The sequence below is a fragment of the Acinetobacter lwoffii genome (assembly GCF_019048525.1).
GTDB classification, from domain to species: Bacteria; Pseudomonadota; Gammaproteobacteria; order Pseudomonadales; family Moraxellaceae; genus Acinetobacter; species Acinetobacter lwoffii_K.
The window spans coordinates 2,848,180-2,866,512 of the sequence record NZ_CP077369.1 but is presented as its reverse complement, the minus strand read 5'-3'; the positions used below and the strand labels follow the sequence as shown (position 1 = coordinate 2,866,512).

Below are 18,333 nucleotides of genomic sequence, written 5' to 3'. Positions count from 1 at the left end.
TAAGTGTAAAAAAACAAATGAAATCATGATTCCACAGGCAAGTCTTAAAAGATTAATGCAGATATCAAATAAGCCAAGGGAAAGTTTTTTTAATAAAATTTTATGTTTTAAATTAAAGAAATAAAAGAAAAACCAAGAAATTAATCCTATGATAAAAAGAATAATTAAGTTTAAAATATTTGGTGTTTTAAATTGATCACCGTAACCATTAGACTTCCTTCATAAATCATTTTTCAATCAATTTAATTGTTTATCTTTCACCCAATCTAAATTGTATATGCCAGCAAGTAAATTAAACCGCAGGTTTAATCTTTTACGACGATTTCTATATACACAAGATAAAATCTTAAAACATTTCATCCTTCCAAATATATGCTCTACTTGAATTCGTCTACGACCAATCTCTCTATTTAACTTTTTTAATTCAGAATCTAGTTTTTCAGTTTTCTTTGCTTTAGATGGCATGAGGCATCCAAAACCCAATTTCTTTATCCCTAAATAACCCTTATCAACGATAAAAAAGGGCTTAAATTTTAATTTCCTCATACTTTTTTTAAATATTTTAAAATCATGCATGCTTCCATGACTTCCACATACACTCAGTATTTCACCTGTTGTATAGTGCATAGATAGCTGAAATTTAAAGGTATGTCGCTTTTTTTTTACCGCTATACCATTTCTTCTGTTTTTTTTTGGACGTTGAACTAATATTTCAGTTGCATCAATCACAACAACTTCCCAATCCACTTCATCTCGATTAGGAAGTTGTTTTGGCAAGTTAAATTTTCCAGAACAGATTAAGGTATCTTCAATAACACGTGTGATACGAATTGCACTCGTTTCAGATACACCGTAACTCATACCAAGATGGAAAAATGTTCGATATTCTCTCCAATATTCTATACATAAGAGCAAACGATCTTCCAACGGTAATTTATGCGGTCGTCCTTTACCAATATGACGAGGCTTTGTTGCACAAACCTATCTCTAAAGGCTTATTCCACAATATAATTCTCAAATGAATAAGCCCACACATAAAATCTATCGTACAACCAATTGGTCTTCTTATAACAGTGCATTAATAAATCGAGGAAATCTCTCAATTTGGTTTGATCCCAAGACTCAATGGTACGCTCAACCCAAAGGTAAACATGGTCGAAATCAAACTTATTCAGATACAGCCATCCAATGCTGTTTAATGATCAAATCCTTATTTCGTCTTTCTTTACGCATGGTCACTGGCTTTGTGCAAAGTCTCATTCATCTTTGTAGATTAGATTGGACAGCACCAGACTATTCCACCATCTGCAGAAGACAAAAGCATATTGATATTGCAATTAATTATCAAAAAAGCAGTAATGGTCTCCAGCTACTCGTCGATTCTACTGGCTTAAAGTTTCTAGGCGAAGGTGAATGGAAGCGTAAGAAACACCAACCTGAATATCGTCGCCAATGGCGTAAACTTCATATTGGTATAGATGCTGAAACCCTTCAAATACGCGCTATTCAACTCACTACAAATAATGTGAGTGATTCACAAGTGCTTGGTGATTTACTCGATCAGATTCCACAAGATGAGCAGATTGACTCTGTCTATACTGATGGGGCTTATGACACCAAGCAATGCCGTCAAGTAATTGCAGACCGACAAGCACATGCGGTGATTCCGCCAAGAAAAAATGCGAAACCTTGGAAAGATACAAAGACCAGCTCGCTAGAGCGAAATGAATTACTTCGAACAGTTAAACGTTTAGGAAGAACAATATGGAAAAATTGGTCAGGCTATCATCGCAGAAGTCTGATAGAAACCAAGATGCATTGCATCAAATTATTAGGCGATAAACTCCGTGCGAGAAACTTTCAAAGCCAAGTCAATGAGATTCATGCACGTGTGGCCGTATTAAATAAATTTACAGATTTAGGCCGACCTCACACCCAAGTTGCCACTTAAATTTAGATAACTTGGAAGAAGTTTAGCTTTTGAATGTTTGTGCAACAAAGCCATATGACGAGGTAAATGCTTATTTAGCTCGGCCAACATGAGGTTAAATGTAGCCCAACTAACACCGGTAAGCCTACGAAACTTAACGTTTGATAATTTTTGAATATCTTTGAATTTCATCCAAGGATTATCTCTTGAATTAAATAATTTTGCTGATTAATTTAAGATCAAATAAATTGTACGTTTTTTGATTTATGACGGAAGTCTAATGTACTAAAAAATGAAAGAAAAAATTCTAAAGTAAAAATATTAATAATTTTTTTATGTTTTGTATTCATTAGACAGTCCAAAGAAAAAATATTTTTTAGATATTAAATTTATAAAGTTAGATGCTCAATATGCACGCGTCATCAGTTGTCGTTCCTTTAGAAAGGAAATAAAACTTGTATACTAAGTTTTGGCGCACTAATTGCTTAATTCATTCTATTTTTTGACTGTTTGATATAACAAATTAGGAAGTGGATGTGACAGCAACATATTTACGTGGGCAAGATCTGATAGACCAGATTCAACAACAAGACTATTCCAGAGATCTGATTGGCTATCATGGAGAACCACCCAAAGTGGAATGGCCAAATGGTGCTCGTGTCGCGGTTCAGTTTGTATTGAACTATGAAGAAGGCGGTGAAAACCATGTAGAACATGGTGATGCAGGTTCAGAACAGTTTTTGTCAGATATTATTGGCGCGGCCAGTTTTCCAGACAAACACATGTCGATGGATTCCATGTACGAATATGGCTCACGAGCGGGCTTTTGGCGCATTCACCAAGAGTTTAAAAAACGCCAACTCCCCATGACCATTTTCGGTGTGGGTATGGCTTTGGCACGCAATCCTTACATTGTGGAAGCGATTAAAGCAGCCAATTATGATGTCGTATCGCATGGTCAACGTTGGTTGCATTATCAAGATATGCCAATCGAACAAGAACGCCAACATATGGATCAAGCTATTAGCGTGCTTGAAACGCTATTTGGTAAAACACCAATCGGTTGGTATACCGGACGTGATAGCCCGAATACTCGAAAATTACTTGCTGAATTTCCTCAGATTCAATATGACTGTGACTATTATGGCGATGACTTACCATTTTGGAGCACAGTGACGAATGTAGATGGTGCAACACGTCCGCATTTAATCATTCCATATACACTTGAAAGTAATGATATGAAGTTTTGCTCGCCGGGTGGTTTTAATAGTGGTGAGCAATTTTATCAATACCTTAAAGATGCCTTTGATGTGTTATATGCCGAAGGTGAAACTGCGCCAAAAATGCTATCTATTGGTATGCACTGTCGTATTTTAGGGCGACCAGGACGCTTTAAAGCACTACAAAGATTCTTAGATTATGTGCAATCGCATGAAAAAGTATGGGTTTGTCGTCGTGCCGATATTGCAGAACATTGGATAAAACACCATGCACCGTAATAAAAAAAATAAAGAAGAAAGAGAGGCTTAGCGCCTCTTTTTTTGTGCCTATAAAAAGCAATTTGTCTAAGAAATAAGGGATTGGCATTGATATTGCAAAACATGTTTTGAACGAACATTAAATATTTTTAGGCGATTTAATAGTGCAACTTGTTGAATTTAATCAAGCATCCGAAGCCGATGTAAAAACATTTTTAAAGCACTGTGTGCAAATTGAAAGCTGGGCGAATGAGCTGCTCAGTCAGCGTCCGTATGCATCATTAGACAGTATTTTGGAATACGCGGCTCAAGCTGCTCGTACATGGTCGTGGGAAGAAATTAAATCTGCTTTAGATAATCACCCGCGTATTGGTGAAAAAAAAGCCCAAGCTGAACTTTCTGAATTAGAAAAGAATTTTTCCAACCGTGAACAATCCGCTATTTCAGCCGATGAAGAAACACAAATGGCATTGCTCAAAGGCAACATCGCTTATGAAAAAAAGTACGGCTATATCTTCTTAATTAAAGCTTCAGGCTTAAGCAGTGAAAATGTATTACAAGCATTGCAGTACCGTCTGCTGAATAATCCAGAAACTGAAAAGCGTATTGTCCATCATCAATTGGCTGAAATTGCCTTATTAAGATTAAAACAGGAGCTAAGTGCATGATCAGCTCACATATTTTAGATACAAATCTTGGGAAACCTGCTGCCAATGTCTTGATTAAATTATTCAATGCAGACGGTATGTTACTTGGTGAAGGGCAAACCAATGCAGATGGCCGTGTGACCGACTTTGGTTTAAGCGAATTTTCTACGGGTAGCTATAGCTTAGAGTTTGCCACAGCGGACTATTTTGAAAGTCTTAATACCGAAACTTTTTTCCCAAAAGCAGTAATTCATTTCTTAGTAAAAGATGCCTCACAGCATTTTCATATTCCTTTGTTGATTAGCCCTTTTGCCTATTCAACATATCGCGGTAGCTAAAAATAGCATCATAAAACGGATCGGGGGATATAAAAATGACAGAACAAAATCAAACAGTTTCACCAGAACATGAATATTTAGGTGCAGGGAAAAGCCTAGCTTATGGCTTACAACATGTATTGACGATGTATGGCGGTATTATTGCGCCGCCACTGATTATTGGTACAGCCGCAGGACTTGAACCTGCACAAATTGGTTTATTAATTGCAGCAGCATTATTTGTCGGTGGTTTAGCCACGATTTTACAAACGGTCGGTGTGAAATACATCGGTGCAAAATTACCCCTAGTTCAAGGCGTATCCTTTGCTGGTGTGGCAACGATGATTGCCATAGTCACTGCAGGTGGTGGGCTTTCGGCAGTATATGGTGCGGTTATTGTTGCTTCATTAATCGGTTTCTTTTTAGCACCATATTTTTCAAAAATTATTCGTTTTTTCCCGCCAATCGTGACCGGCTGCGTGATTACCGTGATTGGTTTGTCATTGCTACCTGTCGCAGTACGTTGGATGATGGGTGGAAATAGCAAAGCGCCTGATTGGGGCAGTGCTGAAAATATTAGTTTGGCTTTTCTAACTTTAGCCATTGTCATTGTGCTGAATATTACTCGAAACGCTACAATTCGTCGTTTATCCATCTTATTAGCAATTGTGCTAGGTACAGTGCTGGCATATGCGATGGGCTTTGGCGATTTCTCAAAAGTCGCAAATGGCAATTGGATTCAATTCCCAAGTTTCTTTGCCTTTGGTATGCCAACATTTGAACTGAGTGCCATTATTGCCATGCTAATTGTGACATTGGTGATTATGACTGAAACTACAGCTGATATTATCGCTGTTGGTGAAATTGTCGGTACCAAAGTCGACGCTGAACGTATTACCAATGGGCTACGTGCCGATATGCTTTCAAGTGCGGCAGCACCAATATTTGGCTCATTCATGCAAAGTGCCTTTGCACAAAATGTAGGCTTGGTCGCGATTACTGGTGTAAAAAGCCGTTTTGTTGTTGCAGCGGGTGGCTTAATTTTAGTTGTATTGGGTATTTTACCAATTATGGGCCGTTTGATTGCTGCAATTCCTGTACCGGTATTGGGTGGCGCAGGTTTGGTATTGTTTGGTACAGTGGCTGCAAGTGGTATTCGTACTTTAGCTAAAATTGATTATAGTGAGCAAAAGAACCTAATCATTGTTGCTACAGCAATTGCCGCAGGTATGATTCCAATTATTGATCACTCATTCTATGCGAACTTCCCAAAATGGGTACAAACCCTGTTCCATTCAGGTATTAGTTCAACGTGCCTCATGGCCATCGTATTAAATATTGTGTTTAACCATCTAAACTTTTTTAAAAGTAAAGAAGTGAATAAAACCAGCAATATTGTTATAGATAGTCATCACTAAGCTATTCAAAATAAATAAAAAAAGCTCACATTAATGTGGGCTTTTTTTATTAAAAAATCTAATATTGGCTTTGTTTTTGCTAAATAAATTACTCAAAACGTATTTATCGCTAGGAAAAACAATTTAATGAAATTTATGCCTCTTTCAGCTGCAATTCTATGCACTATTTCAGCCAACTCTATCTTTGCAGCCCCAATCTGGCAAGACTTCAGCATTACCGGTCTATATGGCACCGACTATCAGCTCATTGCAAAAGAAGACAAACAAACCACTGTGACATTTGAATACGCGTCAAAGCTTAAATATGGTGATTTCTTCATTTTTGCCGACCGTACACATAATGACGTCAGGGGCGATCAAACCTATTTTGAAGCATCACCACGATTGAGTTTAGGCGATGTAACGGGTAAAGAACTTAAATTTGGCCCTGTAAAAGATGTATTGCTTGCAACCACTTGGGAAGCGGGTAGCAACTGGATAATTTTCTCTATGGTATTGGCTTAGACTTTGATGTGCCATATTTTCAATATGCAAAATTAAATTTATATAAAGTGAATAATGATACTAAAGCTGATGACTATCAAATGACGCTTACCTATGCCATACCTTTTAAAATTGGCTCAGAATCTTTCTTAGCAGATGCTTTTCTGGATTGGTCAACTGCGGAAAAAGGCTCAGCCAGTGAGATGAACTGGACCAGTCAATATAAATGGAATGTGGGGCAACATATTTCCCCAGATACACGCCTGTATGTAGGCGTTGAGCATTCAGTTTGGAATAATAAATATAATATTAAAGGTAAAGATGAAAATAACGTCAGTGCGCTAGTGAAATATCACTTCTAATTGATTCGTTAAAACCGTACATCGTTACACAACATACTGCACAAGACTTAAAAGCCCCACGGATGGGGCTTTTAATTTCTGAGACAATTTTAAATTGAGGTTTCAATTTCAATGATAGTTTAAATTTATGCCACGATATTGAGTACTTCATTAAACTGATAAACATCACAATTATGTCCAATACCAATACGATCAACCACGGCAAAGTTACTTGGCGCCTCTAAAGTTAATAGAGGGTGATGCCATGTACCTGCATGGTAGTTAACACCTTGTGTACCATCTGAAATAAAAGCACAGAGTTTTGAAATATCAGGCGTTTGATCATCCAATGCAGGTGCCACCACAATTAAAAAAGCCTGACCTTGCATCGGGATAAAAGCTTGTGAGCCATTCGGATGTCGCTCAAGCATCGAAACCGAAAAAGGAATTTCTGTCTGTTTAATATTACGAAAAATACTAATACCTGCATGTGCTTCACCGAAGATTTCAGTGGTTACAAGGGCATGATAACGCTCGGTATGTGCATCATTGATATGAAAAAAATCCTGTCCTCCGCAGCAAATCACCTCACCAAAAGGGGCAAAGTTTTCAATGCTCAGGGGCTGTAGCTGAATTGTTTGAACCATGTGTAATTCTTTTATTGTCTATATCAAGTGTAGGAGAAGAAGGATAAAACCACAGTACTTATCCTTCTCGATGTAGAAAGTATTCAAGCTTTCAATTTAGCTTTTGGTTTTACCCCACAAACGAATACGGCTGATACCACCATCTGGAATCATATTAATGCGAATATGCGAGATCTTTTCATGTTGCAAAATTTCGTTTACAAAGCTATGAATATGATCCATTTGCATGTCTTGTGCTTCAAGCAAAAATGGCCAGAACATACTTTGTGGAATTAATTGTGGATCAGTTGCATCTTTAACATATACGGCTTGAATAGAGACTTGGGCTGGAAAGTTGCCTTTAAAGTGTGCCGTATCGATATCAATTTTTTCAATTGCACCAGTTTGACCCAAAGCCAAAATACACCAATCAAAGCCCGGTGCACGACGACGTTTGGTTTCCCAACCATCACCCATATTAATTCCGCGACCTGGGTTAATCAGATTACGTGGATGACCAAAATGTGCATCGCTATAAGCAATTACACGTCCACCATTTTCTAAAGCAACTAAATCAATTGTTGCAGTGTGATCTTGTTGTTGAACGCTCACTTCACCATACACTTTAAAACGAGCAACACCACCATCAGGAAAAATATTTAAACGCACATGAGTAAAAACTTGGTCAGCTGTAATCGGCAAAACATGATGCTGACTTGGGCCAAGTACGTTGTTCTCTAATATGTTCAACCATTCAGCTTGAGCAAGATCGCCATCAGGGGCGTAGCAGGCTTCAACTGAAGCTGAAGCAGGGTAATTCCCAGTGAAGAAGGTAGTGTCAATATCTAAAGCCTTAATATGCCCAGCTACGCCCAATTGAATAATTGCCCAGTCATAACCTGTGTGACGTTTACGGCGCGTTTCCCAACCATCCATCCATTTACCATGGTCATCGAATTTATCTTCAACAAAAATTGGCGCGTCAAATTGAAGCATACGTTTTGCTTCTGCGAAAAATTCATCTGAACATTCAATAATTTTTGCACCAATACGGTCATCTGCCAAATTGGTAAGTGTCTGTAATTGTGCAGGAATATCAAAATCGGGTGCTAATAAAGTCGCCATATATTAAATCCATTCGCTATTTTCTTTCAAAATTCATGCTTTGCGCTATCGTGCTACAAAAAATTTAACAAACGATAAAAACAAGCATTTACACGCGTTTAGATGCACAGCGTGTGCCAACTTTGGATTTTTTTCAGGGCGCTTTATAAAAAATGGCACGCTTTTAGCATTTTATGACTTAGAAACTTATAAAACACAGGGGAATTATAGATGGAAATTACAATTATTGGTGCAGGTATGGCGGGTCTAACTACAGGCATCGCACTAAAAAAATTCGGACACCAAGTAACCATCTATGAACAGGCAGAACAAATTTTACCGGTGGGTGCTGCTATTTCGTTATGGTCTAACGGTGTGAAATGTCTAAATTATTTGGGTTTGACAGAGCAAGTTGAAAAGCTTGGCGGCAAAATGGATAACCTTGCTTATATTGATGGTCTGACGGGCGATGTGATGACCCAGTTTAGCCTTTATCCATTGATTGAAGAAGTCGGGCAACGACCATATCCGGTATCACGTGCGGAACTTCAGAATATGTTAATGGATGAATTTGGTCGTGAAGATATTCATCTAGCTAAGAAAATGATTTCTTTTGTTGAAGAAGGAGAGCGTGTAAAAATTCAATTTGCAGATGGTAGCGAAATAGAATCTGATCTATTGGTGGGTGCAGACGGTACACACTCAATTACTCGTGCCTATGTTTTAGGTGAGCAAGTTGAGCGACGCTATGCAGGCTATGTCAATTGGAATGGTCTCGTTGATGTCTCAGACGATTATGCCGCAGCAGATCAATGGACAACGTTTGTAGGTGAAGGCAAACGTGTTTCACTGATGCCAGTGGCGAATAATCGTTTCTATTTCTTTTTTGATGTGCCGTTAGCTGTTGGTCTTGAAAATGATCGTAGCCAATACAAAGCTTTATTCAAACAATACTTTAAAGGATGGTGTGAGCCTGTCCAAAAGTTAATTGATGCAGTCGATGTGCAAAAGACCAATCGTGTAGAAATTCACGATATCGAACCATTTGCCAATTTTTACAAAGGTCGAGTGGTGATTGTAGGTGATGCAGCGCACAGTACAACACCTGATATTGGTCAAGGCGGCTGCCAAGCGATGGAAGATGCTATCTATTTGGCACGTTCATTGCAAATTAATACCTTAGGTTTACAAGATTCTTTACGTCGCTATCAGAACAAGCGTAATGAACGTGCCAATGAGTTGGTACTTCGTGCCCGTAAGCGCTGTGATGTGACACATATGAAAGATGAAGCGGTGACCCGAGAGTGGTATGAAGAGTTACGTAAAGAACAAGGCAATCATATTATGAAGGGAATTATTAGTAACATTGTCGGTAATCCACTCGACTAAGCTGTAAGACACAAAAAGAAATGTAAAACTAAAAGGTTAGCTTTCAGCAGCCAGTGTGAATATTCACACTGGCTTTTTTTAGCTATTTAGAAACATTAGATTGAAGAGCAAAGGATTAAATGTTTAAGGAAGTTGCTTTAATTGCAATTTGATTTCTTCCATTTTTTCGACCAATAAATTTACCATTATTTGTGAAAGACGAGATGTTTGACGTTTTGAAGCGACGCACAGTGCAATGGTTAAACGATGCATACCTTTTTCACGAATGGGCTTAAATACGATCTTTTTTGAGTTTAAAAGTGGTAATGCATCCATATATGACATTAAGCCAATGCCTAATTGTTGTTGAATTAATGATGTTATCATTCTAATGTCATTACATTCTATCTTTTGTATAGGATTAAATTTGTGATGTTTATAGAGTGTATGTACATAATCACTGATGACTAAGGGCTCACTTGGCATGATATGACGCTCATTTAAAGTGTCAGATAAATAGATTTTATCCATGCCGGCTAAGGTGTGATGTGGTGATAAAACATAGCCTAAAGGAATTTCAATAAAGGATAAGATTTCTAATTGATTGTGACTTTTAGGATTTAAGATAATGCCAAAATCTAATTCTGCATCAATGATTTTTCTCGATATTTCTTCACTGCTATTCATACTGATATTGAGATTAATCCATGGATAGCTTTCAGCCATGCGTTGAATACAATCCACGACAAAACCATCATTTAGGGCAGAAATAAAACCCATTTCAATATTGCCGCGACTTAATCCTTGAATTTCATCAAATCGAATTCGAGTCAGCTGATATTCTTTTTGCCATTTAAGCAAATCAGCATAAAGTAATTCACCTGCTAACGTTAGCTTCAGCCCCTGCGGTAAACGCTCAAATAAAGCAACGCCTAACTCTTCTTCAGCAAGAACAATTTGCCGATGCACTGCAGAGACTGAAATAAAAAGCTGTTCTGCGGCTTTACGTAAACTGCCAGTACGGGCAACAGCCATAAAATATTCAGAAAATCGGGAAAAGGTAATCGACATACAGCTATTCAATCTCACGGGCAGTTTACAAAGTACTTATCCATGCTTAAGCGATTTTCATGCCATAACTTTTGATTTTTTCAATTCATTCTGCTTTTGTGTTCTAAAAAGCAGAACATTGTATGCAAATCATTCTAATAGAAAGAAATGCTATCCAAACGTATTTTTGACTTAGAAAAGAACGAATTAGCCCTAGTTACATGGCATAAAAGTTCTGCAAATAATGCGAATGTAGAGATTTAAAAATGAATGCGATTCCTGTACTGAATTTATTTACCCAACCACAATGCAGTTCATTTGATGCAAACGATTGGAATATTTTAGCGCAGCATTGGTACCCAGTTGCACGTACACAGGACGTTTCAGAACAACCGCAACAAGTACAATTACTTGATGTGAAAATGGCATTGTATAAAACTGAAAGTGGAAAAATTCATCTCGTGCGTGATATTTGCCCGCATCGTGGTGTGCCATTAACCAAAGGCTGGGTGAAAGGCGAAGAAATTATTTGCCCATACCACGGCCTACATTATAACGGTGAAGGAAAGTGTGTAAAAATTCCTGCACAGCCGGAACTTACACAAATTTCAGATCGTTTTTCACTGACCAAATTTCCAGTTGTAGAAAAATATGGACTTATTTGGACCAGTTTATTTAACCGCGATGTATCGAAAGCCAATTTTCCAGATTTAGACACGTGGGACAGTGAAGAACATCAGTCAATTCTCCCTCCATTTGTCGATATTGCTGGATCAAGTGGCCGTCAGCTTGAAGGCTTTATTGATGTTGCGCACTTTGCATGGGTACATAACCAAAGTTTTGCTGATCGTGAAAATCCTAAAGTACAAAAATATTCGACCGTTCGAACGGATTATGGCTTACATACAGAGTATGTGAGTGATGTCAGTAACTATCCGCATGGCTTACAACATTTAGCACCAGATGATTTTTTATGGAAACGTACTTTCGATGTCTATCCACCATTTTCAGCTATTTTGACTATCGACTTTCCTGAAAATGGCTTACTTAAAATTTTAAATGCGTGCTGTCCAGTTTCGCACAATAAAACGCGATTATTCGTTCCCTTAACTCGTAACTTTGATACTACAGGAGACTTACAGGCAGTTTATGATTTCAATGCACAAATCTTCGCTGAAGATCAGGACATGGTGGAAAGCCAAAAACCAGAAGAACTTCCTTTAGATATTTCAATGGAGGCACATTTTGAGGCAGATCGTTCATCAACCACTTACCGCCGAATTTTGGCAGAGTGGGGATTGAGCAAACGCTATACAGTTTAAAATGGCTTTGTTGCACAAAGATTTAAAAGATAACACTCTGCTCATTTGAACAGAATTCAAGTGACAACTTGGGTATGAGGACGACCTAATTCTGTAAATTTGTTCAATACGGCTATGCGTGCATGAATCTCATTCACCTGACTAGAAAAACTCCTTGCTGTTAATTTATCACCTAATAGTTTGATGCAATGCATCTTGGTTTCAACTAAACTTCGACGATGATAACCAGACCATTTTTTCCAAAGCGTTCTTCCTAAACGTTTAACTGTTTTCAGTAACTCATTCCGCTCTAAAGATCTCAATTTCTGATCTTTCCATGGTTTTGCATTTTTTCTTGGCGGAATGAGCGCATGTGCATCTCGATCTAGAATGACTTGTCTGCAGTGCTTCGTGTCATAAGCACCATCGGTATAGACCGAATCAATTCGTTCATCTAAGGGAATTTGAGCAAGTAAATCACCGAGTACTTGCGAATCGCTCACATTATTTGTAGTAAGCTGTACTGCACGTATTTGCAAGGTTTCAGCATCGATGCCAATATGAAGCTTACGCCATTGGCGACGATATTCAGGTCCATGTTTCTTACGTTTCCACTCACCTTCACCTAGAAACTTTAAGCCAGTTGAGTCGACGAGTAGATGTAGCCCATCACTACTTTTTTGATAGCTAATCGCAATATCAATATGTTTTTGTCTTCGACAAAGCGTACTGTAATCTGGTGCGGTCCAATTTAATCCACAAAGTTTAATCAGACTTTGAACAAAACCTGTGACCATGCGTAAAGAGAGTCTAAATAAAGATTTGATCATTTTGAAATTATAGGACTGAATAAACCTTATAGGCTAGGTTTGTGCAACAAAGCCCTGTGTATCTGATATTTATGCATCTTTCAATTTCTGAAGATACTATTCATCCAATATCCGCTGTTTTCGATTGAGAACAGCATTCAAAATCACAGCACAAAAAGCCGTTAGCAAAATTGGGCTGTTTAACAGAGGTGAAAGATAAGATGGTAGTTGTGAGAAAATAGTAGGTGAGAATACAGGCAACATACCTATGCCGGCACTGACTGCAATGATGTAGAGATTATTCACATTTTGAAAGTCGACACGCTGCAGTACTTTGATACCATTAGATGTCACCATCCCAAACATAAACAATGCGGCTCCACCTAGAACACATGAGGGTATAGACGCAACAAAGTAAGCTATTTTAGGAAATAGACCTAAAAGGATTAAAAACACACCAGCTAAAGCACATACACTGCGATTCTTAACACCTGTGATCGCTAGCAAACCGATGTTCTGAGCATAGGATGTATACGGGAAGATATTAAAAATCCCACCAATCATTGTGCCAAGGCTGTCAGCTCTAAAACCGCGAGTCAATTTTTCCTGATCCACCTCTTCTTCAACAATTTCACCTACAGCCATGAACATCCCAGCTGTTTCAATGAAAATAACCAGCATGACTACGCACATAGTCAAGACAGCCCAAAAGTTAAACTCTGGAATACCGAAGTGAAATGGCATCACCCAACCTAACCATGGGCTTTCATCTATCTTGTCTAAAGAGATGAGGCCAGAAAATGCAGCGATGATATAACCAATTCCCATCCCGATTAGAACTGAAATGTTGCCCAAAAAGCCTTTAACATAACGGCTGATGATAATAATGCTTAATAGAACACAGGCAGCGATAGATAAGTACAATGGATTTCCAAAGTCTTTTACCCCATATCCGCCAGCGGACCATGTGCCTGCAATACCAATGAGAGATAGACCAATCACAAGAATTTGAGTTCCTGTCACCACAGGAGGGAAGAATCGTATTAACTTTCCAATAAATGGTGAAATCAGGAAGCCAAAGATCCCTGCGATAATGATTGCCCCAAATACACTTAGTAGTCCCATATCTGGATTAGTCCCAATTGCAATCATTGGGCCTACTGCAGTAAAGGTAACTCCCATCATAATGGGAAAGCGAATACCTACATTTTTAAAACCAATAGTTTGAATGAGGGTGGCAATGCCACAAACAAATAGATCTGCAGTAATTAAGAAAGCAATTTCTGCAGTGCTTAACCCTAAAGCTCCTCCAACAATTAGGGGAATTGAAACAGCACCTGCATACATTACCAAGACGTGCTGGATACTGAGAAAAATCATGGAGCTTGGTTTTAAGTTATTGGCTGTGATTGTGTTAGTCATATATGTTTTTCTCCTTCAGCCTAAAAGGTATATTTGACGATGAAACTAGTAGCATTTTGATTAGTTTTAAAATATGGAGTGTCTTCGATTAAGAATTTGTTTTTCCAATAGTCGTATTCAATACCTGCTGCTAATTTTTTTGGGCTTAAGCCTAGATGAGGGCTAAGGTCATATTTGATTTGTGGGTTAAAGTGAAAGTCGGAAGAGTTATTACCTTTGGAATTGACTACCCAATCAATGTATCCATCAAAAATGATTGATGATTTAAGAAATGGGACGGTATATGACCAGGAAGGAGTGATTTGCCATTGTCCACTTGGGGTGTTTCCATCGTCTGGAATGCGATAGTAAAAATTAAGGGTGAAATAATCAAAGCCTTTGATATCTAGGTCAAAACCTGGACCAACTAAATAAGTCCACATATCGTCATAGCCAGGCTGATCTTGAATACTTAAGTCAAAACTCGTAGCTATTAGGACATCTTTCACTGGCCCAAAGCTCAAATTCGTATTGGTTAGTTTTCCTATTGAAAAGCGTGGGGCTATTTCTGTATAGACAGCATTATGTCCTTGGGAAGCAGTCTTTTCACCGTCAAACCAATAAGTGTCGACGAATAGAAAGAGATCTCCCCATCTCCAACTGCTCGCATGTTCAAAAGTAATCGTTTCATGTGTATCCGGCTCTACTTCGAAACCTTTACCATAAAGTGCAGAAATACTATTGGATTGCCAATATAACCAAGGTTTTTCTGCAAAAGAGTAAGTGCTGACTGCACAGGTACTTAATAGTAATGAAGTGATAATTTTTTTCATTTGAATGTCCCCGATATTTAAACGTCAGCACGATGTTTGTAAGTAGCATCAAAGCGTGACTGTAGATATTCCATGCTAGTAATTGGTGAATATTTAGGTGGATTGGATTCGCTGTAACAGTTAGGCAGGCAACGGATTACAGTTTTTGGGCTCGGCTGGATGAAGAATGGGAAAGAAAAACGTTGTTTGCCTTTAGGACTTGAAACACGATGTGGTGTAGATTTGTAGATGTCATTGGACCAACGGGCCATCATGTCGCCGATATTGATAACATAAGTATCAGGAATAGGCGGAGCATCGATCCAATTCCCATTCACATCCTGAACCTGCAATCCCCCTACATCGTCTTGAGCAAGAATAGTCACGCAGCCATAATCAGTGTGTGCTCCAGCATTGAAACTCTCTGATTGCGTATTGTCTAATGCAGGTGGGTAATGAATGAGGCGGAGTGCACACAGACTTTCTTGTAGGCAGTAATCAAAATAATTTTGTGGAAGACCAATGGCATGAGACATGGCATTTAGAAGAACTTTTCCTAAGTCCAACATCTCTTCAAAGTAGCCATCCATTACAGTTTTCCAGTCCTCGATATTCGGATATACATTAGGACCACGTAATGGTTCTTTATTGATTACATCAGGATGATCTGCTTCTAGGTGAACACCCATGTCATATACTTCTTTAAAGTCATTGGGCAGGTCAGGATTAAGTTGTTCAACACCCAATGCACCATATCCTCTGTGAGAGGCTTTGTGTTTTTGGATGTCTATTTCTAGTTTTTCAAGCAGTGGTTTACTAAAAAACTCTTTAGCTAAACTTTGAACTTCTGCAAGGTGATTCGGTTTATAACCACTGATATAGAAGAACCCCCATTCACGACATGCTTGGTCAATTTGGTTGCATATATCTGCATAATCAGGATGGTTAACGTCATAAAGAGGTGCAATGTCGATAACTGGTAATTTTTTCATGGGAAACTCCTTATTATTAGATATATGTTTTTTTGAACATGTCACGATAATGCTGTTCAACACTGATTGGTGGATATAGCGGTTCTGAGTTTTCCTCCAAACACTCTCGAATGCATTCAATCTGATACTGGTGATTACCGCTGTAGAAGAATGGAACAGAATATCGTTCCCCACCTGAGATGTTGATGACGCGATGGAGGGTGGATCTATATGTATTGTTCGTCCACATAGAGATTAGGTCACCTAGGTTAACGACATAACTATCTTCAATTGGCTCTGCCCAAATCCATTGGTTTTGAGTTTGATCCCACACTTGTAAACCGCGGTTATGATCCTGAAGTAATAGGGTTAACCCTCCAAAATCAGTATGTGCCCCGCATCCTTTTTCATTTGGTTGAGCATTAGAGGGTTGTGGAGGATAGTGCAATAAACGCAAGGTGACTAAATCTGCATCCTTGCAGAACTCTGAGAAATAATCTTCTTCCAGACCTAGTGACGAACCGATAGCATGCATGAGCCTTTCTGAGACTTTGATCATTTCTAGTTGGTATTCCTCCATAACCTCTTTGAATCCATCAATATCTGGCCATTGGTTTGGGCCTTGGTTAAAAGCTTTATGGATGACAACAGGATCTGAAGCTGAGCGTTCCTTCCCGATATAAAAGCCTTCCTTGATATCAGGTGGAGAATCAGGTTCAAGGGTTTGTGCTCTTAATTGTTCATAACCTCGGTTTGCTTCAGAAAGCTCGATGGTCCATTGCATTTTCTGTTCTAGGGGAAGACTGAAAAATAATTTGGAATATTCAAAAACCTTATCTTGTAATGCTTTAGAAACTCCATGTCCCGTAATGTAAAAAAAACCTTTATCTAAGCATGCTTTCCGAATATTTGAAGCAATGTTTTGGTGCGTTTGTATGTCATTATCCAAAAGTCCAGAAATATCGATGATGGGTATAGAGGTAATGTTTTGATTGTTTTCCAGCGCAGTCATGTAGCAATCTCTCAAAAATAATGTTTTCTTTTTTTTATAAAATAATCATGAGACCGCATAGCAATGAATATCGATCAAGCTGATGCCAAAAAGAGAGCTATTCTTAATTAATTAAATAAAAACAATTGCTTAAACTTTTTTAAATGAGTGATGATGCTGAAAAAGCAACGGGATGCACTGAAAATAATGCTTTAGGTCCAAAAAATGGCTGCTACTTAATGGCAAGTTTTTTGCTTCTATTTCAATAGCTCATTCAAATTTATAAATGGATTGGGGCTTTAAAATTGGAATAGGATGTGATGTTAAAATGAGTACACGTGGTCTTCGCTTTCACTCAGCAGCAATTCATTATTTTGATGCTGTACGCCGGTGCGGTTCAATCAGGGAAGCAGCCAGACAATTAAATGTCGTATCTTCTGCTGTAAACAGGCAAATTTTAAAACTCGAAGATGAAATTGGAGCACCATTATTCAATCGGGTGCCTTCGGGTATGGTGCTTACTCATGCAGGTGAGTTGTTTTCAAGACATATCAGTTTAGTACTGAGAGATACTAAGCGATTGCAGAATGAATTGGATGCACTGAAAGGGCTTTATAAAGGTCATGTTGAAATTGCGAGTGTTGAAACACTAGCGATTAATTTCCTGCCAGAGATTATTGAAAAATTCCAGGTCAAATATCCTAATATAACTGTAGGGGTTACAATTTTAGGCTCAAAAGATATCCCTAATGAAATCATTGAAAATCGGGTGGATCTAGGCTTGGCTTTTGCCTTGCCAAAGCATAATGATTTGCACCAAATAGCAATATCCCATTTTAAATTAGGTGCAATTGTATCGACTGACCATCCGCTGGCTTCTCAAAAGACGGTGTCATTCCATCAGTGCCTCGACTATGATGTGATTATGCCAAAACCTAATTTGTCTATTTATCAACAGTTGGCGCCATTATTTGCGGGTGCACAACATGCTATTCCAAATTTTAAAATGCAAACGAGTTCTTTGGAATTAATGAAACAGTTAATACTCAGGAATAAGGGAATTGGTTTTCAGACATTCTTTGGGTTGGAAAATGAAATAATTAATAATCGCCTTCGCTATATTCCGCTTAATGATAACAATGGTATCTACTGTGATTTAGGTCTGTATTCACGTAAAGGTCATTATCTTTCTACAGCAACAGACGCTCTCTCCAGGCTTATTACAGATGAAATCCTACAAAGAGGCGAAGCTGGACAATAAACATAACCTGAAAAGTACAACTAAA

Annotated in this window: 16 protein-coding genes and 2 pseudogenes; 9 read left to right on the top strand and 9 right to left on the bottom strand. The window is 38.3% G+C overall.

The features are described from left to right. Window positions 1-237: 237 nt before the first annotated feature. The gene (locus tag I6L24_RS13465; RefSeq protein WP_216986182.1) at window positions 238-927 is read right to left on the bottom strand and encodes an IS5 family transposase; all 690 of its coding nucleotides are present in this window, start codon (window positions 925-927) and stop codon (window positions 238-240) included. A gap of 91 nt (window positions 928-1,018) precedes the next feature. Here I6L24_RS13465 and I6L24_RS13460 point away from each other — a divergent pair, with 91 nt between their 5' ends. From I6L24_RS13460 to I6L24_RS13435, 6 genes and pseudogenes are all read left to right on the top strand, one after another. Then, window positions 1,019-1,951, top strand: coding sequence for an IS5-like element ISAha1 family transposase (locus tag I6L24_RS13460; RefSeq protein ID WP_044112009.1), 933 nt, complete (start codon window positions 1,019-1,021; stop codon window positions 1,949-1,951). A 515-nt stretch (window positions 1,952-2,466) separates the two neighbouring features. Next, entirely contained in the window at window positions 2,467-3,429 is a 963-nt protein-coding gene (puuE, locus tag I6L24_RS13455) for an allantoinase PuuE (RefSeq protein WP_000127611.1), read from the top strand. A 143-nt stretch (window positions 3,430-3,572) separates the two neighbouring features. Continuing rightward, the gene (gene uraD, locus I6L24_RS13450; protein WP_001177702.1) at window positions 3,573-4,076 is read left to right on the top strand and encodes a 2-oxo-4-hydroxy-4-carboxy-5-ureidoimidazoline decarboxylase; all 504 of its coding nucleotides are present in this window, start codon (window positions 3,573-3,575) and stop codon (window positions 4,074-4,076) included. Beyond that, on the top strand, window positions 4,073-4,393 hold the full coding sequence (uraH, locus tag I6L24_RS13445) for a hydroxyisourate hydrolase (RefSeq protein ID WP_000625767.1): 321 nt from the start codon (window positions 4,073-4,075) through the stop codon (window positions 4,391-4,393). Before uraD ends, uraH begins: the two co-directional genes overlap by 4 nt. 35 nt (window positions 4,394-4,428) lie before the next feature. Continuing rightward, on the top strand, window positions 4,429-5,790 hold the full coding sequence (locus I6L24_RS13440) for a nucleobase:cation symporter-2 family protein (RefSeq protein ID WP_000139429.1): 1,362 nt from the start codon (window positions 4,429-4,431) through the stop codon (window positions 5,788-5,790). A 126-nt stretch (window positions 5,791-5,916) separates the two neighbouring features. Then, window positions 5,917-6,635 (top strand): annotated as a pseudogene (locus I6L24_RS13435) (outer membrane protein OmpK). Window positions 6,636-6,760: 125 nt separating this feature from the next. Here I6L24_RS13435 and I6L24_RS13430 read toward each other — a convergent pair. Together I6L24_RS13430 and alc are read right to left on the bottom strand one after the other, a co-directional pair. Continuing rightward, entirely contained in the window at window positions 6,761-7,261 is a 501-nt protein-coding gene (locus I6L24_RS13430) for an ureidoglycolate lyase (RefSeq protein ID WP_000250866.1), read from the bottom strand. A gap of 96 nt (window positions 7,262-7,357) precedes the next feature. Continuing rightward, complete coding sequence (gene alc / locus I6L24_RS13425) at window positions 7,358-8,365, bottom strand: allantoicase (RefSeq protein WP_000212598.1); 1,008 nt, start codon at window positions 8,363-8,365, stop codon at window positions 7,358-7,360. Window positions 8,366-8,575: 210 nt separating this feature from the next. On the opposite strand from alc, the gene hpxO reads away from it, so the two are divergent. Then, a complete protein-coding gene (gene hpxO, locus I6L24_RS13420; RefSeq protein WP_000406591.1) occupies window positions 8,576-9,733 on the top strand; it encodes an FAD-dependent urate hydroxylase HpxO in 1,158 nt (385 codons plus the stop codon). A gap of 123 nt (window positions 9,734-9,856) precedes the next feature. Here the strand turns inward: hpxO and I6L24_RS13415 are convergent, their stop codons facing one another. Next, window positions 9,857-10,783: a LysR family transcriptional regulator gene (locus I6L24_RS13415; protein ID WP_005265716.1), complete on the bottom strand. Its 927-nt coding sequence runs from the start codon at window positions 10,781-10,783 to the stop codon at window positions 9,857-9,859. A gap of 245 nt (window positions 10,784-11,028) precedes the next feature. Between I6L24_RS13415 and I6L24_RS13410 the strand changes: the two genes are divergently transcribed. Further along, window positions 11,029-12,084 carry an aromatic ring-hydroxylating oxygenase subunit alpha gene (locus I6L24_RS13410; RefSeq protein ID WP_005090794.1) on the top strand — a complete coding sequence of 352 codons (1,056 nt, stop codon included), beginning with the start codon at window positions 11,029-11,031 and terminating at the stop codon, window positions 12,082-12,084. A gap of 56 nt (window positions 12,085-12,140) precedes the next feature. Here I6L24_RS13410 and I6L24_RS13405 read toward each other — a convergent pair. From I6L24_RS13405 to I6L24_RS13385, 5 genes and pseudogenes are all read right to left on the bottom strand, one after another. Next, window positions 12,141-12,893, bottom strand: a pseudogene (locus I6L24_RS13405) (IS5-like element ISAha2 family transposase); the annotation flags it as partial. Window positions 12,894-12,989: 96 nt separating this feature from the next. Then, window positions 12,990-14,294 carry a nucleobase:cation symporter-2 family protein gene (locus tag I6L24_RS13400; protein WP_000185581.1) on the bottom strand — a complete coding sequence of 435 codons (1,305 nt, stop codon included), beginning with the start codon at window positions 14,292-14,294 and terminating at the stop codon, window positions 12,990-12,992. A gap of 20 nt (window positions 14,295-14,314) precedes the next feature. Then, window positions 14,315-15,106: an outer membrane protein OmpK gene (locus tag I6L24_RS13395; RefSeq protein ID WP_005265715.1), complete on the bottom strand. Its 792-nt coding sequence runs from the start codon at window positions 15,104-15,106 to the stop codon at window positions 14,315-14,317. A gap of 17 nt (window positions 15,107-15,123) precedes the next feature. Beyond that, window positions 15,124-16,077 (bottom strand): isopenicillin N synthase family dioxygenase, encoded by a 954-nt coding sequence (locus I6L24_RS13390; RefSeq protein ID WP_005090792.1) that lies wholly within the window; start codon window positions 16,075-16,077, stop codon window positions 15,124-15,126. A gap of 16 nt (window positions 16,078-16,093) precedes the next feature. Next, complete coding sequence (locus I6L24_RS13385; RefSeq protein WP_005265712.1) at window positions 16,094-17,068, bottom strand: isopenicillin N synthase family dioxygenase; 975 nt, start codon at window positions 17,066-17,068, stop codon at window positions 16,094-16,096. A gap of 307 nt (window positions 17,069-17,375) precedes the next feature. Here I6L24_RS13385 and I6L24_RS13380 point away from each other — a divergent pair, with 307 nt between their 5' ends. After that, window positions 17,376-18,308 carry a LysR family transcriptional regulator gene (locus I6L24_RS13380; RefSeq protein ID WP_005265710.1) on the top strand — a complete coding sequence of 311 codons (933 nt, stop codon included), beginning with the start codon at window positions 17,376-17,378 and terminating at the stop codon, window positions 18,306-18,308. The last annotated feature ends 25 nt before the right edge of the window (window positions 18,309-18,333 follow it).